This window comes from Plantactinospora mayteni (genome assembly GCF_016862935.1).
Taxonomy (GTDB): Bacteria; Actinomycetota; Actinomycetes; order Mycobacteriales; family Micromonosporaceae; genus Plantactinospora; species Plantactinospora mayteni.
In genome coordinates, this window is the sequence record NZ_BONX01000039.1 from 1 (window position 1) to 25,990 (window position 25,990).

General features: G+C 72.9%; 21 protein-coding genes and 3 pseudogenes. 14 read left to right on the forward strand and 10 right to left on the reverse strand.

What is annotated here, in order from left to right; genetic code table 11:
* Positions 1-52: 52 nt before the first annotated feature.
* The 6 genes from Pma05_RS27675 to Pma05_RS27700 all read right to left on the reverse strand — a co-directional run bounded on the left by Pma05_RS27675 (position 53) and on the right by Pma05_RS27700 (position 6,123).
* The gene (locus tag Pma05_RS27675) at positions 53-724 is read right to left on the reverse strand and encodes a sulfotransferase family protein (RefSeq protein ID WP_203860422.1); all 672 of its coding nucleotides are present in this window, start codon (positions 722-724) and stop codon (positions 53-55) included.
* A gap of 205 nt (positions 725-929) precedes the next feature.
* Positions 930-2,021 carry a DUF6807 domain-containing protein gene (locus Pma05_RS27680; RefSeq protein ID WP_203860423.1) on the reverse strand — a complete coding sequence of 364 codons (1,092 nt, stop codon included), beginning with the start codon at positions 2,019-2,021 and terminating at the stop codon, positions 930-932.
* Positions 2,015-3,094, reverse strand: coding sequence for a Gfo/Idh/MocA family protein (locus Pma05_RS27685; protein ID WP_203860424.1), 1,080 nt, complete (start codon positions 3,092-3,094; stop codon positions 2,015-2,017). The genes Pma05_RS27680 and Pma05_RS27685 overlap by 7 nt, the downstream gene beginning before the upstream one ends.
* Before the next feature lie 32 nt (positions 3,095-3,126).
* Positions 3,127-3,879, reverse strand: coding sequence for a cupin domain-containing protein (locus Pma05_RS27690; protein ID WP_203860425.1), 753 nt, complete (start codon positions 3,877-3,879; stop codon positions 3,127-3,129).
* Complete coding sequence (locus Pma05_RS27695) at positions 3,876-4,799, reverse strand: DUF6807 domain-containing protein (protein ID WP_203860426.1); 924 nt, start codon at positions 4,797-4,799, stop codon at positions 3,876-3,878. The genes Pma05_RS27690 and Pma05_RS27695 overlap by 4 nt, the downstream gene beginning before the upstream one ends.
* Positions 4,800-4,884: 85 nt before the next feature.
* Entirely contained in the window at positions 4,885-6,123 is a 1,239-nt protein-coding gene (locus Pma05_RS27700; protein WP_203860427.1) for a hypothetical protein, read from the reverse strand.
* 173 nt (positions 6,124-6,296) lie between these two features.
* Between Pma05_RS27700 and Pma05_RS27705 the strand changes: the two genes are divergently transcribed.
* Positions 6,297-7,334 (forward strand): LacI family DNA-binding transcriptional regulator, encoded by a 1,038-nt coding sequence (locus Pma05_RS27705; protein WP_203860428.1) that lies wholly within the window; start codon positions 6,297-6,299, stop codon positions 7,332-7,334.
* A 58-nt stretch (positions 7,335-7,392) separates the two neighbouring features.
* On the opposite strand, the gene Pma05_RS27710 is transcribed toward Pma05_RS27705, so the two are convergent.
* The 4 genes from Pma05_RS27710 to Pma05_RS27725 all read right to left on the reverse strand — a co-directional run bounded on the left by Pma05_RS27710 (position 7,393) and on the right by Pma05_RS27725 (position 11,604).
* Positions 7,393-8,316: a bifunctional helix-turn-helix transcriptional regulator/GNAT family N-acetyltransferase gene (locus tag Pma05_RS27710; protein WP_203860429.1), complete on the reverse strand. Its 924-nt coding sequence runs from the start codon at positions 8,314-8,316 to the stop codon at positions 7,393-7,395.
* Between the two features lie 65 nt (positions 8,317-8,381).
* The gene (locus Pma05_RS27715) at positions 8,382-9,731 is read right to left on the reverse strand and encodes an FAD-dependent oxidoreductase (RefSeq protein ID WP_203860430.1); all 1,350 of its coding nucleotides are present in this window, start codon (positions 9,729-9,731) and stop codon (positions 8,382-8,384) included.
* 187 nt (positions 9,732-9,918) lie between these two features.
* The gene (locus Pma05_RS27720) at positions 9,919-10,287 is read right to left on the reverse strand and encodes a TcmI family type II polyketide cyclase (protein ID WP_203860431.1); all 369 of its coding nucleotides are present in this window, start codon (positions 10,285-10,287) and stop codon (positions 9,919-9,921) included.
* 534 nt (positions 10,288-10,821) lie between these two features.
* A complete protein-coding gene (locus Pma05_RS27725) occupies positions 10,822-11,604 on the reverse strand; it encodes an AfsR/SARP family transcriptional regulator (RefSeq protein ID WP_203860494.1) in 783 nt (260 codons plus the stop codon).
* 584 nt (positions 11,605-12,188) lie between these two features.
* Between Pma05_RS27725 and Pma05_RS27730 the strand changes: the two genes are divergently transcribed.
* The 13 genes and pseudogenes from Pma05_RS27730 (at position 12,189) to Pma05_RS27790 (ending at position 25,784) form a co-directional block, all read left to right on the forward strand.
* Complete coding sequence (locus tag Pma05_RS27730; RefSeq protein WP_203860432.1) at positions 12,189-12,530, forward strand: TcmI family type II polyketide cyclase; 342 nt, start codon at positions 12,189-12,191, stop codon at positions 12,528-12,530.
* A gap of 14 nt (positions 12,531-12,544) precedes the next feature.
* Positions 12,545-14,509, forward strand: coding sequence for an acetyl-CoA carboxylase carboxyl transferase subunit alpha (gene accA / locus Pma05_RS44085; RefSeq protein WP_239313258.1), 1,965 nt, complete (start codon positions 12,545-12,547; stop codon positions 14,507-14,509).
* Positions 14,506-15,027 carry an acetyl-CoA carboxylase biotin carboxyl carrier protein gene (accB, locus tag Pma05_RS27740; RefSeq protein WP_203860433.1) on the forward strand — a complete coding sequence of 174 codons (522 nt, stop codon included), beginning with the start codon at positions 14,506-14,508 and terminating at the stop codon, positions 15,025-15,027. The genes accA and accB overlap by 4 nt, the downstream gene beginning before the upstream one ends.
* Before the next feature lie 19 nt (positions 15,028-15,046).
* A pseudogene (locus Pma05_RS27745) lies at positions 15,047-16,387 on the forward strand (acetyl-CoA carboxylase biotin carboxylase subunit); the annotation flags it as partial.
* A 326-nt stretch (positions 16,388-16,713) separates the two neighbouring features.
* On the forward strand, positions 16,714-17,541 hold the full coding sequence (locus Pma05_RS27750; RefSeq protein ID WP_203860435.1) for an SRPBCC family protein: 828 nt from the start codon (positions 16,714-16,716) through the stop codon (positions 17,539-17,541).
* Positions 17,534-17,911: pseudogene (locus tag Pma05_RS27755) on the forward strand (cupin domain-containing protein); the annotation flags it as partial. The gene Pma05_RS27750 and the pseudogene Pma05_RS27755, both read left to right, overlap by 8 nt.
* 224 nt (positions 17,912-18,135) lie before the next feature.
* Entirely contained in the window at positions 18,136-19,407 is a 1,272-nt protein-coding gene (locus tag Pma05_RS27760; RefSeq protein ID WP_203860436.1) for a beta-ketoacyl-[acyl-carrier-protein] synthase family protein, read from the forward strand.
* Positions 19,404-20,720, forward strand: a complete 1,317-nt coding sequence (locus Pma05_RS27765) for a beta-ketoacyl synthase N-terminal-like domain-containing protein (protein ID WP_203860437.1) — start codon at positions 19,404-19,406, stop codon at positions 20,718-20,720. Before Pma05_RS27760 ends, Pma05_RS27765 begins: the two co-directional genes overlap by 4 nt.
* 30 nt (positions 20,721-20,750) lie before the next feature.
* Positions 20,751-21,047, forward strand: a pseudogene (locus Pma05_RS27770) (antibiotic biosynthesis monooxygenase family protein); the annotation flags it as partial.
* A 137-nt stretch (positions 21,048-21,184) separates the two neighbouring features.
* Complete coding sequence (locus Pma05_RS27775; protein WP_203860439.1) at positions 21,185-22,039, forward strand: helix-turn-helix transcriptional regulator; 855 nt, start codon at positions 21,185-21,187, stop codon at positions 22,037-22,039.
* Between the two features lie 83 nt (positions 22,040-22,122).
* Complete coding sequence (locus Pma05_RS27780) at positions 22,123-22,899, forward strand: glucose 1-dehydrogenase (protein WP_239313228.1); 777 nt, start codon at positions 22,123-22,125, stop codon at positions 22,897-22,899.
* Positions 22,900-23,068: 169 nt separating this feature from the next.
* Positions 23,069-24,493, forward strand: coding sequence for a BNR repeat-containing protein (locus Pma05_RS27785; RefSeq protein WP_203860440.1), 1,425 nt, complete (start codon positions 23,069-23,071; stop codon positions 24,491-24,493).
* A gap of 220 nt (positions 24,494-24,713) precedes the next feature.
* A complete protein-coding gene (locus Pma05_RS27790; RefSeq protein WP_239313231.1) occupies positions 24,714-25,784 on the forward strand; it encodes a GDSL-type esterase/lipase family protein in 1,071 nt (356 codons plus the stop codon).
* The last annotated feature ends 206 nt before the right edge of the window (positions 25,785-25,990 follow it).

Sequence of the window (25,990 nt, forward strand, 5' to 3'; positions counted from 1 at the left end):
CCCGGTCGGCTAACCGGTCACGGCGCGACGGGCAGCCCGGTCGGCTGGCCGGTCACGGCTCGTCGCGCGGTCCGGCCGGGGCCGCCAGCCGTTCTCGGAACGAGGCCGTCGTGTTGAGCAGCGGAAACGGTTCCGCCGGCAGGCCGACGCCGAGGAACTCACAGAGCGGCTCCCAGCCCTGCGCCACGTCGAACTCCAGGAGCCGGTCGGCGGGCACGGTCGCCCGGACCTCCGCGACGTGGTCCGCGTAGACCCGCAGGGCGTGCTCCCGGTCGTCGAACCGGCCGCCGAAAGTGCCCTGCCAGATCAGCGCTTCCGTCAGCCTCGGCTGGTCCAGCAAATCCGGATGGGCCGCCAACGCCTGCCGCAGCCACGGTGGCGCCGACTCCGGGTCGATGGTCCGGGACCGGTAGATGGTGCTGCGGACGCTGTCGTACCAGGACTGCGGGTCGCGTACGGTCAACAGCACCCTGGCGTCGGGATAGACCTCGATCAGCTCCCGCCAGAAGTACACGCTCGGCCAGTCCACGGTGGATCGGTAGCCGTCCAGCAGCCCGGCCCAGTCCACTGGTCCGCCCCGGCCCGCCCGCAGCCAGGCACCGATGGTCCGCGGCTGTGCGAACAACTCGGCCATGTGGTGGCACGGGCCGAAGCCGAGCCGTTCGAGCGCCTCCTTCGTCGACCTGGTGCCGGTACGCCCGAAGCCCACCCCGATGACCCGCAACTCGCCGCCTCCCCGTCCCCGGTCGTCCCGTCCGGTCCCGTCTCGTCCGGTCCCGTCCCGACTCTCGTCTCGTCGGTCTCGTCTCGTCGGTCTCGTCTCAGTCAACAGGGTCGGCCGGCCGGGGTAAACAACCGGCCGAACGCGATTTTCCGGGCTGGATGTCGAGGGGTGGCCGCCGACTCAGCCGCCCCGGATCACCCCCGGATCACCCCGGCTCGGCCGGGTCGGTCAGCAACTCGGTAGCGCCGGTCAGCAACTCGGTCGCGCCGGCCCGGTCGGCCAGTCGGGCGCAGCCGGCCGGGTCCCGTTCGCCGTCGGCCACCACGACGTCGTAGCGGAGCCGTAGTTCGGTGCCGGGCGCGAAGGGGTACTCCCGGTCGAAGAACGGGGCCGGGCCGAGACAGCCGTACGGCTCGGTGCGGACGAACCACCGGGTCGGAGCGCCCGGGTTCGCCGGATCGTCCCGGAAGACCAGCGTCGACGCCAACGTCTCGGCCGGCCCCAGGCCGTCGTGCCGGCCGACGAAGCCGAGCCACCGGCCGCGCCAGCCCATCAGTTCGTCCGCGCCGACTCCGGTCGGGGTCACCACCCGGCCGCCCCGGAACGAGCGCGGTCCCTGCCAGAAGAGTCCGCCGTAGCCGGCGTTCTCCCGGCCCTGGGTGGTCGGGCTGCCGATCGTGATCACCGTGTCGCCGTCGTTGCGCAGTACGGTCTCGAAGCGTAGCCGCCACGCGCTCTGGTTGGCCCAGACCGCCACCGCCAGCCGGCGCCGCTCCGAGACCGCCGCGCCGCCGTCGCGGCCGACCCAGCGCAGCCGCTCGACCAGGCGTACGGCGTCGGGGTCGCGGCGCAGCACCGGGAAGTCGAGGTGCTCGACCACCCCGATGTTGTCGAGCTTCCGGTATCCCTGGCCGCGTAGATAGGTCGACCCGCCCCAGAAGTTGTCCGGACCGAAGTTGGAGATGCCGAAGCAGAGCCCCTTGTGCCAGAGGTGGTCGTGCGGCCGGTACAGGCTGACGACGTTGCCGGCGAGGGTCCGCAGCGGGTGGAAGTAGGGTCGCGGCGCCTCGTCCCGGGGCTCCTGCGCGGCGTAGACGTAGTGGAACAGCTCCGCACCGCGCCAGCCGACCCGTACCGACCGGCCGACGTCGTGGGTGACGGCCAGCCCGTTCCCCGGGCCGCCGTCGACCCCGACGGGGTCCGGGAGAGTCGTGGCGGGCAGCGGCGGGCGGGTCCCCGGACCGGGTACGGCCGGTGGCGGTACGGCCGCGGCGGGCACCAGCGGGCTGCTCACCATCGCGGCCTGTCCCCCTGCATCCGCCGGTAGAACGGTGAGTCCTCGCCCAGCTCGTCCGGCCGGACGGGTCTGCGGGCGAACGCCGACGCGTAGACTCCGGCGACCAGTCGCATGGTCCGTCGGGTCTCCGCCGAGGTGACCGGCGGCGGGGTGCCGGCGCGCAGGCTCCGGACCACCTCGGCGAACTGCGCCCGGTGACCGCTGCGTACCCCGGCCGCGCCGGTCCGCCAGGCGGCGAGCACCTCCTCGGAGTACTCGGGTGCCGGGGTGATCCGCCAGTCGTCGTCGCCGTAGCCGTACAGGTGGGTCAGCTCGACCGTGGCCCGCTCGAAGTCGAACCGCAGGTAGCTCTCCTCGCGGATCGACAGCAGGCTGTTCACGACGCTGGCCACCGCGCCGTTGGCGAAGCTGACGTGGGCCATGCTCAGGTCCTCGGTCTCGGAGCGCCGGGCCTGCTGTCGGGCCAGCGCGGAGACCTCGGCCCAGTCGCCGAGGATCGCGCAGAGCAGGTCCATCTGGTGGATCCCGTGCCCCATCGTCGGGCCGCCGCCCTCGGTGTCCCAGCGCCCCCGCCACTCGACGTCGAAGTAGGACTGCGGGCGGAACCAGGTGGTGTGGCAGACCGCCATCATTGGCCGGCCCAGCACGCCGGCGTCGAGCAGGGCGCGCAGCCGCAGCGCACCGGTGCCGAATCGGTGCTGGAAGACGGTGGAAAGCGTCGCGCCGTACCGCTGCTCCGCCTCGGCCAGCTCGTCCAGTTGGCCGAGGTTCAGCGTCGGCGGCTTCTCGACCAGCACGTTGGCACCGGCCCGGAGACAGCCGAGGGCCAACTCGTGGTGCGAGCCGGGCGGGGTGCACACGTGTACCAGCTCGGGTCGCTCCTTCTCCAGCAGGCTGGCCAGGTCGGAGTGCCGGGCCGGTACGTCGTGCCGGTCGCAGAACGCCGACAGCCGGCCGGGGTCGGTGTCGACGGCGCCGACGAGGCGTACCTCCTCGCCGAGTTGCCGCAGTGCCTCGGCGTGCAGCCGGGCGATGTTTCCGGTTCCGACCACGGCGACGCGGATGGGTTCCACAGGTACTCCTTAGCGAGGTGGTGCCGGAGTGCTCAGTCGCGCTGGGCGCGCAGTGGGTCGTACGGGGAGAGGAAGCCGCACATGCCCAGCGTCGTCTGTTCGGGTTGGACGATCCGGGTGACGGTGGCGTCGGCGAGGTGGCTGTGGTCACCACGGCGCAGCGCGTCGAGCTGTGCCCCGGTCTGCCGGCTCACCGCCGCCGGCCCCTGCTCCCAGCGCTGCTGCCAGGCGTCGAGCTGCGGGCGTACCAGGGCGGCGGCGGACGCGTAGAAGTCGTCGAGCGCGGCGGTGTCGCCGGCCGCGCATCTGCGGCGGAGCTCGCCGAACCCCTCGATGGCGAGGTCGCGGCGGGCCCGGGCCCGTTCGGCCGAGGGCGGTTCGGATCCGTCCGGCCCGGTCAGCGAGACCGCCCGCCGGTAGGTCGCCGGGTCGGCGAGCTGTTCCGGCGGCAGCGTGAGTACGGCGTCGCCGGCCTCCGGCAGCCCGCTGTTCTGCATGATCACCACGACCTGGAGCGCGCCGTCGTCGTTGACCGCCCGGTGGATGGTGCCCGGGGTGAACCAGAGCACGTCGCCCGCGCCCAGCGGTGATTCCTCGAAGCCGCGCCGGGTCAGGGTCTGTAGCCGGCCCCGGCCGCCCACCACCACGTAGCACTCGGTGCAGCACAGGTGCAGGTGCGGGGTGCCGCCGTGCAGGCCGTCGTCGGTCTGCCAGGGATAGACCCGCAGGTTGGTGATGCCGACGGCGCCGGGGAAGGGCGGTGGCGTGCCGTCGGCGGCGGTCACGGCGCGTGCTCCGCGGCGTACGCCTCGATCTCGGCCCGGTCCCAGGCCCGGTCGGCGAAGACCACCCGGTGGGCGAGCCGGAGGGTCTCGTCGGGCGCGAGCACCACCTCCTCGTCGAACGCGGGCGAGGGGTTGACGGCCGGGAACGGGGTGTTCCGGACGAACCACTTCAGCGGTACGGCGGCGCTGGAGGTGCCGGCGAAGACCAGTACGGTGCCGCCGCCGTCGACCTCGTCGTGCTCGGCGGTGTACGCCAGCCAGGGGGACTGCCGGCCCATCGTCTCCGGCCCGCCGCCGTCGGCGGTGACGATCTCGCCACCGGTCCAGCCGCGCGGCCCCCGCCAGAAGAACCCCGTGTAGCCGGCGTTCGGCCGGCCGTGCGTGCTGGGGCTGCCGACCCGCAGTTCCGCGCCCCGGATGTTGCGCAGTGCGGTCTGGAAGTCGAGCGTCCAGGTGCCACGCCCGGGGTCCACCCCGTGGATCCGCAGTTCCCGCCGTTCCGCGACCCAGTGTTCCTCGGTCGAGGTGATCCAGGTCAGCGACTCCCGCAGGGTCAACCCGGTCGGGGTGACGTCGACCAGGTCGAAGGCGTCGTGCCGCATCCGGCCGACGTTGTCCCGTACCCGGTAGCCCTCGCCGTGCACGTACGAGTTGCCGCCCCAGAAGTTCTGTCCGGACAGGTGCGAGATGGTCATCTGGAGCCCCTTGTGCCACCGGTGGTCGTTCGGCCGGTACGCCGAGACCAGGGCCCCGTCGAGGGTACGCAGCGGGTGCAGGTAGGGCTTGCGTGACTCGAAGTCCGGCACCGGGGGGTCGTACACGTAGGTCGCGATCTCCACGCCGTCCGCGGTGACGACGATCTGGCGACCGTGTTCGTGGGTGACGGTGAGCCGGCTGGTGGTACTGCTCGCGGAGGTCATCTGCTGACTGTCTCCAGTGGACTGTATGGATGACGGGCGAATGCGGTAACCGCTTTCCCGAGCTAACCGCCTTCCACCGGCAACGTCAAGATCCGGCACGCCCTGAAAGACTTTCGGCCACGGCCCGGCTCCCCACACCAGCCTGCGCACCCTGCCTGTCCTGCCTGTCCTGCCCGTCGTGCCCGTCGTGCCCGTCATGCGGGTCGTGCGGGTCGTGCGGGTCGTGCCCGTCGTGCCCGTCATGCGGGTCGTGCGGGTCGTGCGGGTCGAGCGGGCGGGTGGTGCGGAAGTAGCCGACGGCCGCCACCCCCAGCGCGATGCCCCAGGCGAGGAAGACCAGCTCGGTTCCGGCCACCGCCCATCCGGAGCGCAGCTCCGCCCAGTTGGTGGCGCCGGTGGCCAGTGCCTCGGTCAGCATCGCGAGGCCGATCAGGCCGTACGCGGTCAGGGCCACCGCGACCACCCCGGCCGGCGCCAGGGCCAGCGTGGGTGGTACCCGGCGCCCCGCCAGCCCTGGCAGCCAGCGGGGGAGGACCTGTCCCCACCGGGCGGCCAGGCCGAGCGTGAGCAGCCCACCGAGCATCGGTGCCAGGGTGAGCAGCAGTCCGGGCAGCAGCCCGATGTCCTCGACGGCCCGGCGTAGTTCGTCGGCCGGAATGCCCAGCGGGATACCCAGCAGCCAGCACGCGTGCGGCACGGTGAACCCGAGCGTCGGCAGCAGGCAGGCCGCGTACGTCCAGCGGCGGGTCCAGCCGGGCACCGGCCGTGGCCCGGGCGGCCCCGGACGGGCGTACCCGCGATCGGTTGCCGAGGCCGCCGTCGCCGCGAACGAGAGCCCGCCGCCGAGCAGCAGCAGCCGGCCCAGCAGGTCCGGCCAGTCGGTGGGTCGGCCGGCCAGCCCCATCGGGATCTCGAAGAGCAGGTGTCCGGGGAACGAGAGCACGACCAGGGCCGCCGCCGCCGCCCAGGCGCCGACCGAGGCGGTCCGGCCGGACCGGAGGAACCGGCCCAGGGGTTCGCCGGATCTCGTCGACCCTGCGGGCCGGTTGCCGCCGGCGGTCAGTGTCGCCATCCCTGCCACGACGACGAGGAGGGCGCAGAGCAGTACCGCTCCCCAGCCGGACCAGAACGGCAACGTGGCCAGCCGCTCCGCCCCACAGCCGTCGGCGATCTCCACCGGCCCCGGCGAGCGGGTACGGTCGCACGCGGTGTAGCCCCACCGGCCGCCCCCGGCCCAGTAGAGCCGGAGCAGCCCGTACCCGACGGCGAAGCCCAACGCGCCTACCGCCCGGCCCCGGTGCCCGATCCCGTACCTCATGGTCATGCCTCGACGGTGCGGCAGCCGCCGGCTGTCGTCCTCCCGCCTCGGAGGGATCCCGTCCCCGACGCCGGGGGAGGCGCCGCGCGGCGGTCCGGATCACCCCTGACGGTAGGGTGCGGGTGCCGGGCGGTCGCCGGCCCGGACGCCACACCGACCACCTTCTCGGGGCCGCCACCATGAGCAAGCGATCGTCCGGAACCGTCACGCTGATGGACGTGGCCCACGAGGCCGGGGTGTCGGTGGCGACCGCGTCGCGGGTGCTCAACGGCAACGGCAGCCGCCAGGTCCGGCCGGACCTGATGGACCGGGTGCTCGCCGCCGCTGCCGCACTGGACTACTCCGCCAACGCGCCGGCCCAGGCGATGGCCCGGGGCCGCACGAACGTGGTCGGGCTGCTGGTGCACGACATCGCCGACCCGTTCTTCTCCTCCATCGCGGCCGGCGTGATGCGCGCCGCCGAGCGGCACGGCAGCATCGTGATGATGTACAGCACCACCGGCCGGGCCGAACGGGAACTCGACTACCTGGCGACCCTGCGCGGCCAGCGGCCCCGCGCCGTCATCCTGGCCGGCAGCCGGACCACCGACCCGGCGCTGCGGGACCGGCTCGGCGCCCAGTTGCGGATCCTCGACGAGTCGGGCGCCCGGGTCGCGCTGATCAGCCAGCACGTGCTGCCGATCGACACGGTGCTGCTGGAGAACCGGGAGGGGGCCAGACTGCTCGCCCGGCGGCTGGTCGAGCTGGGGCACCGGCGGTTCGCCGTACTCGCCGGGCCCCGGCACCTGCTCACCGCCCGGGACCGGCTCGCCGGCTTCCAGGCCGGACTCGCCGACGGCGGCCACACGCTGCCGAGGGCGGAGGTGGCGTACGGCGACTTCACCCGGGACGGCGGGTACGCGACCATGCGAGACCTGCTCGCCCACGACCTCCGGGCCAGTTGTGTCTTCGCGGTCAACGACGTGATGGCGGTCGGCGCCATCTCGGCGCTGCGCGACCACGGCGTGCCGCTGCCCGGCGGGATGGCGGTGGCCGGCTTCGACGACATCGTCACGCTCCGGGACGTCACGCCGTCGCTCACCACGGTACGGCTGCCGCTGGAAGAGGTCGGTGCCGCCGCCCTCGAACTCGTCATGCAGCCCCGGGCGGAGCGGCCCCGGCTGCGCCGGATCCGCGCCGAGGTGGTCGTCCGGGCCAGCACCCCGGCGCTCTGCTGACTCCCTCCGGCCCGCGTATGACTCCCTCCGGCCCGCGCACCGGGCACCGGTCGACCGCTCAGAGCCGGCGCCACCAGGTCTGCTCCACCAGGTCGTGGCCGAAGCTGTGGTGCGGGGCCTGTTCGCGCAGCTCGAAGCCGGCCTTCTCGTAGATCCGCCGGGCTTCGGCGAGTACGTCGTTGGTCCAGAGCATGATCTCGCGGTAGCCGGCCCGGCGGGCGAAGCGCAGGCACTCGTCGACCAGACGGCTGCCGATGCCCAGCCCCCGGGCCTCCGGCTCGACCAGCAGCAGGCGCAACTGGGCCACCTCGTCGTCCCGCCGGACGCAGAAGACACAGCCGACCGGTGCGCCGTCCAGCTCGGCGATCCACGCCTCCTCGCGGCCGGGGTCGCGCTGGTCGACGTACTCGGCGACGATCCGGGCGACCAGGGACTCGAAGGTGACGTCCCAGCCGTACTCCTCGGCGTAGCGGACGCCGTGCCGGTGCACCACCCAGCCGAGGTCGCCGGGGCCGACCGGCCGCAGCAGGTACGCCCGGGGCGGCACCGCCTCGCCGAGTACCCCCCGGATCGTCCGCATCGCCTCGACCAGCCGTTTCCGGTCCGGCACGGAGAGCCCGGCCAGCAGGGCCTCGATCTCGGTCTGGGTCCGCTCGTTCAACTGGGCGTACGCGGCCCGCCCGGCCTCGGTCAGCGTGACCACCTGCCGGCGGGCGTCGACCGGTGACTGGCTGCGCTCGACCAGTCCGTCGGCGGCGAACCGGGACAGGATGCGGCTCAGGTAGCCGGGGTCCAGCGCCAGTTCACGGCGGAGTGCCGGCACCTCGGTCGCCGGGCGCTGGGCCAGCTCGTAGACCACCCTGGCGTCGGTGAGCGAGAACGGTGTGCGGACCAGCCCTTCGTCGAGCGCGCCGATGATCCGGGTGTAGAAGCGGTTGAAGTCGCGTACCGCGCTCGCCTCCGGCGCCAGGGGTGAAGTCATATGCCTATTTCAACAAATCCTTTGCCGATGTCAAGAGTCTTCCCCTCCCGGGGTCGAACGGCGGGTCAGGTCTCCGCGCCTCGGTAGTTGTACAGCTCGTCGACGAAGCGGCGGCGCAGCGGCGGAAGCCGGCTGGTCACGCTGAAGTAGCCGCGCGCGGCCAGCATCGCCAACCGGCCGATGACCGGCTTGTAGATCGGGTCGTCGCCGTTGGTGCCGTTGGTCCGCAGCGAGTCGGCGACCCGGGCGAAGCCGTACCGGATCATCTCCGTCTCGTAGTCCGCGATGCTCCCGAGCAGCGGCTTGGCGCCGGCCGCCGCCGCGACCAGTTGCCGGTGCAGCAGCGCGGCGTCCCGCAGCGCGGTGTTGGCGCCGACTCCGCGTCCCGGCGTCATGGTGTGGATCGCGTCGCCGAGCAGGGTCACGTTGCTGCTCGGCCAGGGCTCGACCGGTACCGAGGTGGCGACCTTGATCGGGATGACGCTGCCGGTGTCGCTCTGCCGCAGCAGTTCGCGCAGGTGCGGATGCCAGTTCCGGGTCAGGTCCCGGGCGACCTCGGCGAGGCGCTCGCCGCGCAACTCCATCACATCAGAGGGGAACCGGTCGGCGGCGCTCCAGATGATCAGGTTGATGCAGTCCCGGGTGTTGTCGAAGAGCAGCCCCGGCCACTGCCCGATCAGCCGGGCGTCGGTGACCCCGACCCCGGGCTTGACCGAGCCGCGCTGGTCCCACTTGAACTCCATCACGTGCAGTACGCCCATCACGCCGCCGGCACCGAAGATCAGCGAGATGCCCCGGTGCATCTCCTCGGTCAGCAGGCCGCGGGTCTGCTCGGTCAGCGGGATCTTGCTGGCGATGTTGATGCTCCCGGCGTCCCTGACCTCGGCGTGCGGCAGGTACTGCCGGCGTACCGCGGAGTGCGTGCCGTCGGCGGCGACCAGCAGGTCCCCGGTGGCCGAACTGCCGTCGGCGAAGTACGCGGTGACCCGGCCGTCGTCGTGCTGCGCGTAGTGCGTGAACGTCTTGCCGAAGTGCACCACGTCGTCCATCCCGGTCAGCAGCACCTGGCGCAGCGTCATCCGGGAGACCGACTGGTCGATGCTGGTCGGGTCGGCCTCGGGGCGCAGCGCGAAGGAGGCCGTCCGGTGCAGTTGCTCGGTGAGCACGTTGAAGTATCCGGGCGCCCGGGCGCAGGTGGCGAGGAACGTGGTGAACAGCTCCGGCGGCAGGCACTCCCGCAGCGCCCGGCAGCCGGTCGGGTTGATCCCGACCCGGTAGCCGAGCAGGCCGTCGCCACGGTCGCGGTACCGCTCGTAGACGGCGACGCTGATGCCGGCCCGCCGGAGGCCGTGCGCCAGGCACATGCCGCCGGTACCGGCACCGATGACGAGCACATGTATCGGTCGGACGGACATCGGACCCCTTCCGCGGTCGTCGATGGTCGGTCGGCGGCGGGTCGACGCGGGACCGGGCGGTCGACGCGGGACCGGGTGGCGCGGGGCGGGGTGGGCGGGCCGGGTCGGCGGGTCGGCGCGTACCGGTGCGGTCGTCGGACCGGGATCGGCGGTGCCGGCGTACGGGCGGGTGCGGGTCGGGACGGGATCAGCTCGGGCTGCCGGCCGGGCTGGCCGGCGGCATCGCGGCCGTCGCACCCGGGCCGTCCCAGCGGTAGAAGCACTGGGCCATCGCGTCGCGCGGCGACCGCCAGTTCGGCGAGTACGGCGAGATGTAGGAGCCCAGCCGCTGCGTCACGCTGACGAAGAGCGGATGCCGGTTCGCCTGCTCCAGCCGGGACGGCCCGGAGTCGTCGGTCTCCATCAGGTGCAGGCAGAGATCGTCGAGGTGGTAGAGCGAGCGGTGCCGCACTCCGGTGACCGTGTGCAGGTCCGTGTTGTCGGACTCCGCGAAGATCTTCGCGATCTCCTCCTCGGTTCCCGGGATGATCCTGCCGACGATCAGTACGCGATTCATCTCGTCTCCCCACTGGCTGCTACGGCTCGCCTGGCTGCCCCGGCCCGCTGGCCCGGCTTCCGGCCCGACGATCCGGCTTCGTCCGACCCGGCCTCGGGGCGTCCGTTGCCGGTCCGACCCGTTGGATCTTGCCGGTCCGTGATCGGGTCCGGACCCGGGTCCGGCGGGCGTCCGGACCCGGTCGCGGCCCGGACAACCTGGCGGCCGTCCGGTCGGGCTCGATCACCATGCCGGCGGTGACGTCACCCCACCGTCACCGCCCGCCGCTGGCGGCGTCGTCCTCCGGTGACGCGGCGGTGACGCCGCCGACGCCAGGATGGGGACACGTCCGGATCGCACCGCCCCGGACGGAGACCGTCGGGCTTCGGCCCGACCCTTGCCCGGTCACCTGTCCGCCCGGTAACCTGTCGCCCGGTTCCGCCTCGGTTCCGCCCGCCCCGCCAGGCACGCCGGCAGGGTCTTGGAGACGGCGGGCGTCAGGAGACGGTGGGCGTGTCAGGAGCCGGTGGCCACGGTGGGACGGTGGGCCACGGATCAGCGCCGCACCGGCAGCGCCGACCGGCCGGGGTACGCCTCGGCGCGCCCCGACGGTGGCCGCGAGGCCGACAGGCGCGCCCCCGCCGGCCGGGAGATGGGGGCGAGCAGGTCACTGAGCAGGGCGCACATCGTCTCGGACGGCTCCAGTTGAAGTTCGCGGAGCAGCAGGTCACGGTAGACGTAGAAGGCTTGGAGCGCCTCGTAGGCGTTGCCCTCGTCGAGGTGGGTCTCGACGATCAGGCGGTGCGGCGTCTCCCGCAGCGGCTCGGCGCGGACCGCCTCGAGGGCGGCCTGCAACGCCTCGCCGTGCTGCCCGGCGCGCAGGTGACCCCGGGCGATGTCCTCCAGCATGTGCAGCCGGAGCTGGCGCAGCCGCTCCCGCTCCAGCAGGACCCACTCGTCGTACCAGCCGGGGAGCAGGTCGTGCCGTCCGGCGCCACGGATCTTCGCCGCCCAGCGGGGGTCGCCGCCGTCGCGTACCCGGTCGGCGGCTCGGACGAGGTCGTCGATGTCGAGCCGCACCGCCGGATCGAGCCGTACCGTGTCGCCGGTGGTGAGTACCGGGCAACTGCCCTCCTGACGCAGCCGCCACAGCGCCGTACGCAGGGAGGACATCGCCCGCTCCTCCGGAGTGTCCGGCCACAGCAGACCGGCCAGGTGTGCCCGGGTCGCACCCGGCCGCAACCCGACCAGTGCGATGATCCGTTGCAGTCCACGTGGTACGACCACCGGCGTCCCGTCGTGCAGCAGACTGAACCCGTCCAGCAGGAACAGTTGGATCGTTCGGCCGGCTTGACGCTCGGACGGCTGGGCCGGTGCCCGGCGTGCCCCGTCGTGTGGCGCGCTCTCCTCAGGAGTCACGGCCCCACCCTCCTGCACCCGGAACCCGTGTCCCGAAGTCCGCTCTGCCCGGACCGCCCCGTCCAGCTCTCCGGTATGCCGATGCCGCTCCGGCGCCGCGCCCGCTCGGGCGACCGACACCGCAAAGCATGACGAAGGTTATCAATCGCCGTTACGCTCGGTCAATCCGCCGGTCGGCAATCCGACCTACCCGTTCGGCCGCTGCACAACGGCTGTGAGCTGGGCATAAGTGGTCGTGATCGGTCTCCGTGACGCTGCCTGAGCGCTCTCCCGCCGGCTCGCGATCGGGCATTGTGCCCGGTCGACGTCACCAGAGCGTCACCATACTGGGGGGCGGCCGTACGCGATCGGGTGACACTTCGTTGACACCCGCTCGGCAGGGTGGTCACCAGTCGTTCGGACGAGGTCGCAGTCGGGGGAGAAGCCGGGGGAGAGGCTCTTGTCGCGGCCCGGTGCCGGTGTCACCCATCCGGAGCGCGGGAATCGCCCAGGGAGGCTGCGCCATGGATCGCTCACTGATCGTCGCGAAGGTCGTGCCGGCCGCCGAGGGGCGGGTCGCGCAGATTTTCGCCGAGTCGGACCGGACCGACCTGCCCCGGCTGGTGGGCGTACGGCACCGCTCGCTCTACCGGCTGCACGACCTGTATGTGCACCTGATCGAGACGGAGAGTCCGGGTTCCGCCGCGGTGGAGAACGTCCGCCGGCATCCCGAGTTCGTCCGGGTCAGCGAACGGCTGGCCCCGCACATCACGCCGTACCTGGCGAACTGGCGGGTGCCGGCGGACGCCATGGCGCGCTGCTTCTACCGCTGGGACGCCCCGACGAACGAGGGGGCAAGGCGATGACCGGGGGTACGGCGATGACCGGGGGTACGCCGGCCGGCACCATCCCGCGCCGCAGCGGGTACGCCGATCTCGACCAGCAGCCGTGGATCCGCTGCCGTTCCTGCCCGGCGCTGCTCTACCGGAAGCGGCTGCGGCGCAACCTCGACGTCTGCCCGGAGTGCGGTGACCACCGTCGGCTGGACGCGCCCGAGCGGATCGCCCAACTCGTCGACCGGGACACCTTCCGCCAGTTGCCCGGCCCGGCGACCCAGGTCGACCCGATCGGATTCGTCGACTCGGTCCCGTACCCGCAGCGGCTCGCCGCCGCCCGCGCGGAGACCGGCCTGGCCGAGGCGGTGCTCTGCGGCTCGGCGACGCTCGGCGGGCATCCCCTGGCGCTGGCCGTGATGGACTTCCGGTTCCTCGGCGGCAGCCTGGGCTCGGTCACCGGGGAGCTGATCACCCGGGCCGCCGAGCACGCCCTGAGCAACCGCCTGCCGCTGCTCCTGGTCACCGCGTCCGGTGGCGCCCGGATGCAGGAGGGCGTACTGGCGCTGATGCAGATGGCCACCATCAGCCAGGCGATCGCCGCGCTGCGTGAGGCGGGGCTGCTGACCGTCAGCCTGGTCACCGATCCCACCTACGGCGGAGTGGCGGCGTCCTTCGCGACCTGCACCGACATCGTGCTGGCCGAGACCGGTTCCCGGCTGGGCTTCGCCGGTCCCCGGGTGATCAAGGAGACCATCCGGCAGACGCTTCCGCCGGACTTCCAGACCACCGACTTCCTGCTCCGGCACGGTCAGGTCGACATGGTGGTGGAGCGGCGGGTGCTGCGGGCCAGGCTGCGCTGGCTGCTCGCCGCCGCCGCGCCGGCCCCGGTCAAGCCGCTGGTCCGGCCGCCGGCCGGGACGCCGTCGACGCCGGACGACGCCGCCCTGCTCGGCCCGCCTGATGGCCCACGGAACGGCCCGCTGAACGGCTCGCTTGATGGCCCGCTGAACGGCCGGCTGAATGGCCAGCTCCGCGCGGCTGAAGCGTCGCCGCCGGTGAATGGCGAACCGGGCGGTGGCGGTGGCGGTGTGGCCGGGCCGGGTGCCCGGGCGCCCTCGATCCGCCGACCCGAACCGGGGAAGGTCACCCCGGCGGCGTGGACCGGGGACACCGGCCCGGACGACTGGACCGACGCCTGGCGGATCGTCCGGTCCGCCCGGCACGCCGGCCGGCCGACCACGCTCGACTACCTGGCCACCGCCTTCGACGGGTTCGTCGAGCTGCACGGTGACCGGCTCGGCGTCGACTGCGCGGCGATCGTTGCCGGGCTGGCCCGGCTCGGTGACCGGTACGTCGCCGTGGTCGGGCACCAGAAGGGACACCATCCGAGGGAGCTGCGGGCCCGCAACTTCGGGATGGCCAGCCCGGCCGGCTACCGCAAGGCGATGCGGGTCATGCGGCTCGCCGCCGGCCTGGGCCTGCCGGTGGTGACGCTGATCGACACGCCGGGTGCGTACCCGGGGGTGGAGGCCGAGCAGCAGGGCCAGGCCGCCGCGATCGCCGAGAGCATCCTGGCGATGACCGGACTGCCGACCCCGATCGTCGCGGTGATCATCGGCGAGGGCGGCAGCGGTGGGGCGTTGGCGTTGGCGGTGGCCGACCGGGTGCTGATGCTGCGCAACGCGGTCTACTCGGTGATCAGTCCCGAGGGCTGCGCCGCGATCCTCTGGCAGGACCGGGCCGCCGTGCCGCGGGCCGCCGACGCGCTCCGGCTCACCGCACCCGACCTGCTGCGGCTCGGCGTCGCCGACGAGATCGTCGCGGAGCCGGCCGAGGGCGCGCACCGGGATCCCGCCGGGGCGGCCCGACTGCTCCGCCGGGCGCTGCTGGAGAACCTGGCGCCGCTGCTCGACCTACCCGCCGGGGAGCTGGTCGGGCGTCGTCGGCGGCGCTTCCGCCGGTACGGTGCGGCAGCCAGCGTGCTGCCGTCGGAAGCGGGTCCCGAGTGACCGCCGCGGCGATCCCCGGACAGCCGACCGAAGCCGCCGAGCCGGCTGACCGGGAGACGGCACTCGGCGAGCTGCGCCGGCAGGCGGGTCGGCTGCTGACCGAGACGGCCGGCCCGGTGCGCCGGATCCACCTGCGCTCCGGCGATGCCGTGCTGGAGATCGAGTGGCACGGCGCGTCCGGTCCGCCGGAGCCGGGCGGCGTAGTACCCGCCCCAGCGCCGGCCGACCTCCCTGCCCGGCCCGTACCGGCCGCCGCCAGCGGCGCCGACGGTGACGGCCGCCGGACCGTCGTCGCGCCGATGGTCGGCACCTACTACCAGGCGGCCGAGCCCGGCGGCGCTCCGTTCGTCGAGGTCGGCGACAAGGTGGAGCCCGGTCAGGTGGTCTGCATCGTCGAGGCGATGAAGCTGATGAACGAGGTGGTGGCCGACCAGGTCGGCCGGGTGGCCGAGGTGCTCGTCCGGGACGGCGATCCGGTCGAGTTCGGGCAGCCACTGTTCGCCCTGCTACCCGCGTGACTTCCAGGACGGTGCGGCGGTGTTCGAGAAGATCCTGATCGCCAATCGCGGCGAGATCGCGCTCCGGGTGGCCCGGGCCTGCCGTGAGCTGGGCGTACGTACCGTGGCGGTGTACTCGGTCGCGGACCGCGACTCGGCCGTCGTGCGGCTGGCCGACGAGGCGGTCTGCATCGGGCCGCCGGAGGCCCGGCAGAGTTACCGCAACGCCGCCGCCATCGTCGAGGCGGCCCGCCGGACCGGGGCCCAGGCCGTGCACCCGGGTTACGGGTTCCTCTCCGAGGACGCCGACTTCGCCGAGATCTGCGCCGACAACGGGCTCGTCTTCATCGGACCCCCGCCGGAGGTGATGCTCGCACTCGGCGACAAGGCGCGGGCCCGGGCGCTGATGCAGGACGCCGGCCTGCCGCTGCCACCGGGCAGCCTGGCGACCGTCGACACGGCGGCGAACGCGCGGGAGGTCGCCGACGAGATCGGCTACCCCGTGATCATCAAGTGTGCCGCCGGGGGCGGTGGACGCGGGATGACGGTGGTCTGGTCGGCCGACGAGTTCGGCGCGGCGTACGAGCGGACCAGGATCGCCGCGCACGCGGTCTTCGGCGACGACCGGGTCTACGTCGAGCGGTATCTCGTGCAGGCCCGGCACGTCGAGGTGCAGGTGCTCTGCGACGGGTACGGGAACGGCGTACACCTGGGCACCCGGGACTGCTCGGTGCAGCGGCGGCACCAGAAGCTGATCGAGGAGGGCCCGGCCCCCGCCCTGTCCGCCGGTACCCTCGACGCGCTCGCCGACTCCGCGCTGCGCGGCGCGCTGCGGGCCGGCTACACCGGAGCCGGGACCTTCGAGTTCCTGGTCGACGAGGCCGAACGGTTCTCGTTCATCGAGGTCAACTGCCGGATCCAGGTCGAGCACCCGGTCACCGAGATGATCACCGGCCTCGACCTGGTGCACGAGCAGTTGCACATCGCGGCCGGCGTACCGCTGCGGCTGCGCCAGGAGGACGTCCGGATCTCCGGTGTCGCGGTGGAGTGCCGGGTCAACGTGGAGGACCCCGACCGGGGGTTCGCGCCGACCCCGGGCCGGCTGACCAGGTTCGTCCCGCCGAGCGGGCCGTGTACCCGGGTCGACACGCACGGCTACCCCGGCTACCTGGTCGGGCCGTACTACGACTCGCTGCTCGCCAAGGTGGTGGTCTGGGCGCCCGACCGGGATCTGGCGCTCGGCCGGATGGAGCGGGCGCTGCACGAGTTCGACGTCGACGGGCCGGGCGTACGCACCACCATCCCGTTCCTGCGCCGGGTACTCGACGACGCGGGCTTCCGCAAGGGGCGGTACTCGACCGGGCTGGTCGACCGGCTGCTCGGCACCACCGACTCGGCGCCGACCGACCGGTTGTCGACTGACCGGTTGTCGGCCGCCTCGGCGCCGGGCGACCCGTCATCGACCGGCCGGGTGTCGACCGGCTCGGTGCCGAGTAACCCGGCGTCGAGCAACCCGGCGTCGACCGACCCCGACCGCGCTGGTCTCGCCGTTCCCGAAGCCTCCGCCGCTCCCGCCGCTCCCGCCGCTCCCGCCGCTCCCGCCGCTCCCGCCGCTCCCGCCGTTTCCGCCGTTTCCGCCGTTTCCGAAGCCTCGGCCGTCGCGCGGAGCGGCCCACCCACCACCGCCCACCTTCCGAGGAGGACCAGATGACCGTCAGGCACGAGGAACCGGCGTTGACCGGGCCGAACCAGCGGGAGCCGGCCCCGTCGCCGGTGACGGCGGCAGAGATCACCGCGATCCTGGTCCGGCACTGCGGGCTGGACGCAGCCGCCGCAGCCGCCGCGCCGAGCGCCTCGCTGGAGGAACTCGGGATGGACTCGCTGGCACTGCTCGAACTACAGGCGGTGGTGGCGGACCGCTACCGGGTCCAGCTTCCGGAGGAGGCCGGGCGGCTCAGCATCGCGGAGGTCGCCGAGGTGGTGGCCCACCAGTACGAGCCGCAGGTCGCCCCCGCAGCCGGAACCGGCCGTCCGGGCCACACCGAGAACAGTGTGCTGATCGCGGCCCCGTCGCAACTGGTGTGGGACCTGACCAACGACGTCGCGGGCTGGACCGGGCTGTTCACCGAGTACCAGTCGGTGGAGATCATCGAGCGGCGCGGCGACACCGTACGGTTCCGGTTGACCATGTACCCCGACGAGAACGGGGTCACCTGGAGCTGGGTCAGCGAGCGTACCCCCGATCCGGCGCGCCGGGAGGTGCACGCGCACCGGGTGGAGACCGGGCCGTTCGAGTACATGCGGATCCACTGGCGCTATGCCGAGGCGCCGGGCGGCACCCGGATGACCTGGACCCAGGACTTCGAGATGCGCCCGACGGCACCGGTGAGCACCGCCCAGATGACCGACCGGATCAACGCGAACAGCCGGATCCAGTTGGACATCATCCGGGACAAGATCGAGCGGATCGCCGCCGAACTGGAGGCGAGCGCGCCGGCCTCGGCCGCGTCGACCAGCGGGGTGGGCGATGAGTGACTCGGGCTGCCGGTTGGTGGCCGCCCGCGACATCGCCCCGGACCGCCGCCGAGGTGGCGAGATCCGGGTACTGCTCGGTCCCCGCACCGTCGGCAGCGGATCCGGCTTCATGGGCGTGGCGAACCTCGCTCCCGGCGAGCGGATCGCCGAGCACTACCACCCGTACAGCGAGGAGTTCCTCTACGTCGCCCGGGGGGCGATCGTGGTGGACCTGGACGACGAGCCGGTGCCGGTCGGCACCGGGGAGGCGCTGTACGTGGCGGTGAACGTCCGGCACCGGCTGCGCAACGTGGCCGACCAGCCCGCCGAAGTGGTCTTCCAGCTCGGTCCACTGGCCCCGCGTCCGGAACTCGGGCACGTCGACACCGAACCGTCCGGCACCGACACGGCGACCGACCGGCCCGAAACCGGTGTCCCGACGGCCCGGACAACCGACGTGGACCAACCGGCCCGGACAACCGACGCGGACCGGGTGGCCCGGACAACCGACGTGGACCGACCGGCACCGACGGCCGACGCGGACCGGGTGGCCCGGGCAGACGGCGCGGATAGGGCGGCGGCGGGCGCGGTGGTCGGCGGGCCGGAGGCCGGGCCGTGAACCGGCGCCGCAGCGTGGTGACCGGGATCGGGGTGGTCGCGCCGGGCGGGGCGACCCGGGACGAGTTCTGGGCAACCATCACCGCCGGCCGCACGGCGACCCGCCGGATCAGCTTCTTCGACCCGTCACCGTTCCGCTCCCAGGTCGCCGCCGAGTGCGACTTCGACCCGGTCCGCGCCGGGCTAGGCGTCGCCGAGCGACAGCGCGCCGACCGGTACGTCCAGTTCGCGCTGGCCGCGTCGATCGAGGCGCTGGCGGACAGCGGACTGGAGCTGACCGACGCGACGCGGGAGCGCACCGGAGTGGTGCTCGGCTCGGCGGTGGGCGGCACCATGCTGCTGGAGCGGGAGTACGTGCAGGTCAGCGACTCCGGTGCGGACTGGCTGGTGGATCCGAACCGGGCCGGTCCGTACCTCTACCAGGCGCTGATGCCGAGCAGCCTCGCCGCCGACGTCGCCTGCCGGCACGGGGTGCACGGTCCGGCCCAGGTGATCTCCACCGGCTGCACCTCCGGGATCGACGCGATCGGCTACGGCCAGCAGCTCATCGAGGACGACGAGGCGGACGTGGTGCTCTCCGGCGCCTCGGACAGCCCGATCTCGCCGGTCACCGTCGCCTCGTTCGACGCGATCAAGGCGACCACTCCGGACAACGACGATCCGGCGCACGCCTCGCGGCCGTTCGACCGGGACCGGCACGGCTTCGTACTCGCCGAGGGGGCCGCCGTGCTGGTCCTCGAAGAGGCGGAGCACGCCCGGCGGCGCGGGGCGCGGGTCTACTGCGAGGCCGCCGGATACGCCAACCGGAGCAATGGCTACCACATGACCGGGCTGCGTCCGGACGGTGTGGAGATGGCGTTGGCCATCGACGACGCGATGGCACAGGCCCGGTGCGATCCGGCCGACGTGTCGTACGTCAGCGCGCACGGCTCGGGTACCCGGCAGAACGACCGGCACGAGACGGCCGCCTTCAAGCGGGCGCTGGGTGCGGCGGCGTACCGGGTGCCGATCAGTTCGATCAAGTCGATGGTCGGGCACTCGCTCGGGGCGATCGGCGCGATCGAGATGGCGGCCTGCGCGCTGGCCATCGAACACGGGGTGGTGCCGCCGACCGCCAACTGGGCCAACCGGGACGCCGAGTGCGACCTCGACTACACGCCGAACACCGCGCGGGAACTGCCGGTGCGGGTGGCCCTCTCCGTCGGCAGTGGCTTCGGCGGGTTCCAGTCGGCGATGGTCTTCACCCGCTTCGACGGGCGGGACCGATGACCGGCGAGCCGCGCGGCGCCGGACCGACGACCGGCCGGGCGGACGACGTCGGACCGGTGACCGGCCGGGCGGGTGGGGACGGGGCGCGGCGCCGGGCCGTGATCACCGGGATCGGCGTGGTGGCGCCGAGCGGGATCGGCGCGGACGCGCACTGGAAGTGCGTGCTGGCCGGACAGAGCCGGATCGGCCCGATCACCCTCTTCGACCCGGAGCGCTATCCCAGCCGGCTCGCGGGCGAGGTGGCCGGCTTCGACGCGCTGCACTATGCCGACAACCGGCAGGTGGTGCAGACCGACCGGTGGACGCATCTCGGGTTCGCGGCGGCCCGGCTCGCGCTCGCCGACGCCGGACTGCCGGAGATGGCCGACGATCCCTACGGGTACGCGGTGACCCTGGCGAGTTCCTCCGGCGGCAACCTGTTCGGTCAGCGGGAACTGCAACGGCTCTGGCGTGGCCCGGCCCGGACCGTCGGGGCGTACCAGTCGATCGCCTGGTTCTACGCGGCGAGCGTCGGTCAGCTCTCGATCCGGCACCAGTTCAAGGGCCCGTGCGGGGTACTGGCGGCCGAGTCCGCCGGTGGGCTGGACAGCCTGGCGCACGCGGTACGGATGGTCCGGCGCGGCACTCCGGTGGTGCTGGCCGGTGGCACCGAGTGCCCGCTGAGCCCGTACGCGCTGACCTGCCAGATGCGCAACGGGCTGCTGAGCACCTGCCCCGAGCCGGCGTTGGCGTACCGGCCGTTCGACGTGGCGGCCGGCGGCTACGTACCGGGGGAGGGTGGGGCGGTCTTCGTGGTGGAGGACCTGGCGCACGCCCGGGCCCGGGGAGTACGCGGCTATGCCGAGGTCGCCGGCTGGGGCGCCAGCCACGACGCCCGGCACACCGACCGGCTCGCCGCCGGAGACCCGGCGCAGTACGCCCGGGCGATGCGGCTCGCCCTGGACCGGGCCGGGGTGCGGCCGGCCGAGGTCGACGTGGTCTTTCCGGACGCGCTCGGCGTGCCCCGCTACGACCGCAGCGAGGCCGAGGCGCTGCGTGCGGTGTTCGGGACGCGCCCGCCGCCGGTGACCACCCAGAAGCCGCTGGTCGGCCGGGCACACCAGGGTGGGTCGGCGCTGGACGTGGCGACCGCGCTGCTCGGCATCCGGCACGGGGTGCTGCCGCCGACGGCCGGGCTGGACCGGCCGGCGCCCGGCTGCGAGTTGGACTTCGTCCGGGAGTCCGGACCCCGGCGGGTGGACGTGGCGCTGGTCGGGGCGCGCGGGTTCGACGGTTTCAACAGCGCCGTGGTGGTACGGCGCGGCCCGGCGTAGCCCGGGGGGAGCTTGGAGAGGACGACCGGGATGTCGAAGGCCAGAGTGCTGTTCCTGATCCGGGTGCCGCGGGAGCGTACCGAGGATTTCCTGAAGGCGTACGAGCAGATCCGTTACCAGGTCGCGGAGGGGGTGCCGGGGCACCTGGTGGACCAGGTCTGCGAGGCGTCGAGCGACTCCGAGCAGTGGCTGATCACCAGCGAGTGGGTGTCGTTGGCCCACTTCGAGGCGTGGGAGCGCAGCCCGGGGCACCGCGAGCTGGCCGCACCGCTGCGCGCCTGCATCACCGAGGCCCGGTCGATCCGGTTCGTCGTCCGCGAGGAGACCTCGGCCGGCAGGCGGAGCGGCGCGGGGGTGGCCGAGGTGGGCGGCCCGCGGGTCACCGAGGTCGACGGCGGCGAGGGTGCCGTGCCGGTCGGCTGAGCGGCCGACAGGTCTGCGGCCGATCGTTGCTACCGTGGCCTATGACCAGCGAATCCGCCGAGGTGGCCGGGCGTCGCCGCGAGCAGCTCCGCGACTTCCTACGTACCCGCCGGGCCAGGTTGACGCCGGGGGACGTCGGAATGGCAGCGGTGGGCAGGCGCCGGACACCCGGTCTGCGGCGTGAGGAGGTCGCCGTGCTGGCCGGGGTCGGGGTCTCCTGGTACACCTGGCTCGAGCAGGGCCGCGAGATCAACGTCTCGGCAGAGGTGCTGGACGCGATCGGCAGGGCGCTGCGGCTGACCGAGCCCGAGCGTGCCCACCTGTACCTGCTGGCCGGTCTCAATCCGCCCCGCTCGGGCGGGACGCGCGGCGTGGCGGTCACCCCGGAGTTGCGGCACCTGCTCGACGCGTGGATGCCCCGGCCGGCGATGCTCCGGGACCGGTACTGGAATCTGCTCGCGGTCAACGACGCGGCCCGGACGGTGTTCGGCTACGGCGACACCGACCACAACTGCCTGATCACGTTCTTCACCAGTGCCCGTTACCGCGACACGCACCCGCACTGGGCGTCGGTCGCGCCCGCTGTCGTCGCGGCGTTCCGCGCCGACGCGGCACATTCGCCCGCCGACCCGGAGTTCCGTCGGGTGATCGACGATCTCCACGCGGTGAGCCCGGACTTCGCCGAGCTGTGGGCACGCCACGACGTGGGCGTTCCCGGCCAGGCGGTGAAGGTGGTGCACCACCCCGAGGTCGGTGAGCTGTTCTTCGACATGACGACCCTGGCCGTGGTCGACCGGCCGGACTGGTATCTGGAGCTGTACAACCCGCGGCCCGACACCGGGAACGGGGACCGGCTCGGACGGCTGTTCCGGCTCCGGCTCGCCGTCTCAGCCTGATCGCCTCCGCCGAACCTGGTGGTGCCGCTCCCCGGATAGCCGCGCACTGTTCGGGTCGCCCACCGTTGGTCACGCTGGGTGCCATGACACACAGCATTTCCCGGTTCGACGGCAGGATTGCTCTAGTCACCGGCGGCACCAGCGGGATGGGACTGGCCACCGCGCGCAGGCTGCTGGCCGAGGGAGCCCGGGTCGTCGTCACCGGACGCGACAAGGTCCGGCTGGACGCCGCGCTCGACGATCTGGGCGGCGGGGACCGCGTCCTGGCGGTGCGCGGCGACGTGGCGAACCTTGCCGACCTCGACGCCCTGGCCGGTGCGATCCGGGACCGGTACGGGCGGCTGGACGTGGTCTTCGCCAACGCCGGAGTCGCCCGGTTCCAGCCGCACGGCGACGTCACCGAGGCCGAGTTCGACCGGGTCGTGGACATCAACTTCAGGGGGGTGTTCTTCACCATCCAGAAGACCGTTCCGCTGCTCTCCGACGGCGGGGCGATCGTGATCAACGCGTCCTGGACGCTCTACCGTGGCCTGTCCGGAGCCTCCCTCTACGCGGCGACCAAGGCTGCGGTACACAACCTGGCGCACACCCTCGCGGCCGAACTGGGGCCCAGGGGAATCCGGGTCAACTCGGTGAGCCCCGGCTACATCACGACGCCGATGTTCCACGACGCCATCCCGGTCGAGGCACATGCCGGCGTCGTCGCCCGGATAGCCGCCGGTCGGCTGGGTACCGCCGAGGATGTCGCCGACGCGGTCGCCTTTCTCGCCTCCGCCGAGGCGGGCTACGTCAACGGACAGGACCTGGTCATCGACGGTGGCCTGGTCACCGCCGCTGTCGGGTCGGCGGCGCCCAGTTGACCGTGGTCACCAACGCGCTGAACATCGCCAACGAGCTGCTGGGGTAGCCACCGGCTCGGGCCATGCATGACGGGCGGCGCCGCCGGCGCTTCCTAATTGATGGACATGGATGTACGTTGAATCCATTCATCCGGGAGCGCCCGGGAGCGCCCGACGCGAGGGAGTAGCCATGTCCGCCCCGTCCTCCCGCCGGGCCGCGTTGGCGGCGTCACTCGTCCTCGGGGTTACCGTCGCAGTGGTCGTCCCGCCGGGTCCGGCGGTCGCGGCGGCCCCGGGCGTGACCCGGCTCGGCGACACCCAGCTCGACCCCACCGCGCTCTACTTCGTCTCCTACGACGGACTGGTCAACAACAACTCGTACGGCGACGGCATCGTCAGCCACGCCGGCTACCAGTACGCGGCCTGGTACACCTCGACCCGGAACGCGGTACTCGCCCGCCGGCAACTGCCGTCCGGGGCGTGGCAGGCCCTCCAGTTGCCGCACCGGTTGAGCACCGACGACTCGCACAACTCCATCGCGCTCGGCATCTCCCCGGGCGACGGCCGGCTGCACGTGGCGATGGACACCCACGACAGCGAGGTCTACTACGTCAAGTCCGAGGCCGGGCTGGTCTCGTCGCCGGGTTCGCGGAGCTGGCTGGCCAGCCGGTTCGGCGCGGAGCAGCGCAGTCTGGACGGGGTCGGACTGGGCGCGATGACGTACCCGCAGTTCCGGGTCGCGCCCGGCAACCGGCTCCAGCTCAGCTACCGGACCGGGCGGTCGGGCAACGGCGCCAACGAACTCGCCGAGTACGACGGTTCCACCTGGCGCCGGCTCGGCCGCTGGTCGTCGGCGACCGGGCCGTACGTCGCGAACGGCGCCACCAGCACCACCCGGAACATGTACCTGCACGGGCTGACCTACGGTCCGGGCGGCCGGCTGCACGCCGCGTTCACCTGGCGGGAGGGCAACTCCGCGGTGACCTGCAACAGCGGCGGCCTGACCAACCACGACACCGGATACGTGCACAGCGACGACCAGGGCCGCACCTGGCGCAACAACGCCGGGACGGTCGTCGGGACCACCAACTCGGGCAGCCTGGTGTCGATCTCCAGTCCCGGACTCGTGGTCGACCCGTTGCCGCCGAACTACGGGCTGATCAACCAGGAGAGCCAGGACGTCGACTCGACAGGCAACCCGCACGTGATCATCAGCTACGTACCCGGCCGGTTCACCTCCTGCGTCACCTCGTACGCCTCGGCACGCCGGGCCAACGGCCGGGCCTTCCACCTGTTCCGCAACCCGTCCGGGGTCTGGCGCAAGGTCGAGATTCCGGTGCCGTTGAACGCGACCGGCCGCTCCCAGGTCGTGCTCGACGCCGCCGACAACGCCTACGTCGTGCTGCCGTACGGCCGGATCGTCACCGCCAGCCGGGCCAGCGGCTACACCGACTGGACCGTACGCTTCGACGGCGCCGGGCTGAACGCCTTCGGCGAGGTGATCGTGGACCGGGCCCGGGTGGAGAGCGACGGCGTCCTGTCGATCCTCTACCAGCGCGCATCCAGCGGCAGCACGCCGTCCCCGATCCGGGTGGTCGACTTCCGGCTCGGCTGACCGCAGACGCGCCGACCCACTCCAAGGGAAGTGGGCCTACTCCACTCCAAGGGAAGTGGGCCTACTCCAGGAGAACGGGGAACCGGCCCGCCGCTCGCCCGTTCGGCGCACCTGACGGCGCGTTCGCCGCTCAGCTCGGCGGCTGGCCGGTGGGGAGTCGAGGTCGGGACCTTCAATGGATTTGATCGAAGACGATGGATGCATTGGAAGGTGAGTGGCCATGTCCACGACCATGCGCCGGTGTGCCGGTGCGCTGTTGGCGGCCGTACTGGTGACCGCGGCAATCCTGGTGCACACCGGCCACCGGGTGGAGGCGGCGGCCGGGGTCCGGGTACTGCCGCTCGGCGACTCGATCACCGACGGCTTCAACGTGCCGGGTGGATACCGGATCGACCTGTGGCAGAAGGTGGTGGCCGGCGGCTACACCGTCGACTTCGTCGGTTCCCAGGCCAACGGCCCGGCCAGCCTCGGCGACCGTGACCACGAGGGCCACTCCGGCTGGCGGATCGACCAGATCGACGCCAACATCGTCAACTGGCTCAACACCTACCAGCCGCGCACCATCCTGCTGCACATCGGCACCAACGACATCTTCCAGAACCGCGACCTGCCGAACGCCCCCAACCGGCTGGCCGCGCTGATCGACCGGATCACCACCACCGCACCCGCGGCGAAGCTCTTCGTCGCCACCATCGTCCCGGCCGGCTCCGCGAGCACCGACGCCCAGGTGCGCAGCTTCAACGCGGCCATCCCGCAGATCGTGCAGACCCGGGCGAACGCCGGTCGGCAGGTCTACCTGGTCAACATGTACGCCGCGCTCAGCACCGCCGACCTGGCCGACGGCGTGCACCCGAACGCGACCGGCTACAGCAAGATGGCCACCACCTGGTACAACGCCCTGCTGGCGGTGCCCGGCAGCCTCACCGACGGCGGCACCCCGACCCCGACCCCGACCGGCGGCCCCACCAACCCGCCGACGACGCCACCGACCAACCCGCCGGCCGGCTGCACCGCGACGGTGTCGCTGAACTCCTGGACCGGAGGCTTCGTCGCGACCGTACGGGTCACCGCCGGTTCCGCCGGCACCACCGGCTGGACCGTCAGCGCCACCCTGCCGGCCGGCACCACGGTCACGAACGCCTGGAACACCGAGCGCAGCGGCAGCAGCGGCGCCGTCCAGTTCACGAACGTGAGCTACAACGGACGGATCGCCGCCGGACAGTCGACGGAGTTCGGCTTCCAGGGCACCGGTAGCGCAGCCGGTTTCACCCCGAGCTGCGTCGCCCGCTGACCGCTGCGAGAGGCGCCGCGCACCGGTTCCGGAGCAGCCCAGCCGATCTGGAGCAGCTCAGCCGATCTGGAGCAGCTCAGCCGATCCGGACCAGCTCGTCGGAACCGTGTCTCATCCGAACCGTGTCGATCGCGACCCGCCGGCGTCTCGACCCGACCCACCTGTCCCGGGCAGCACGACCCGGGGCAGGTGGGTCGTTCGCGCCG